This window comes from Vibrio sp. L85, from assembly GCF_963871815.1.
GTDB classification, from domain to species: domain Bacteria; phylum Pseudomonadota; class Gammaproteobacteria; order Enterobacterales; family Vibrionaceae; genus Vibrio; species Vibrio harveyi.
Map to the genome: position 1 here is coordinate 1 of NZ_CAWMYL010000086.1, position 321 is coordinate 321.

General features: G+C 61.1%; 1 protein-coding gene. It reads right to left on the minus strand.

Going from position 1 to position 321, the window contains the following annotated elements:
* Positions 1-54: 54 nt before the first annotated feature.
* Positions 55-321 (minus strand): DDE-type integrase/transposase/recombinase (locus AACR11_RS08965; RefSeq protein ID WP_011152977.1); only part of this gene is annotated, 267 nt, incomplete at its 5' end.

Consider the following 321-nt stretch of genomic DNA (forward strand, 5'->3'; position numbering starts at 1 on the left):
GGCTCTGTTGCAAAGATTGGCGGCAGTCAGAGGTAGGCTGTCGCTCTGCGCCGATCAGGCGGCTGCTGCGAAATGGTGGTTGAGCATGCCCATGGCCTCCGTCAGCGCCGAGGGCCCAATGCCAAAAGCTCTCTCCACAAGGCGCACCTCGCCCCTGATGCCGGGCTGCAGGCACCAGGGGCGAGCCTGTCCTTTGCGCAGGGCTCGCATGACTTCGAATCCCTTGATCGTGGCATAGGCCGTGGGGATCGATTTGAAACCGCGCACCGGCTTGATCAGTATCTTGAGCTTTCCGTGATCGGCCTCGATCACGTTATTGAG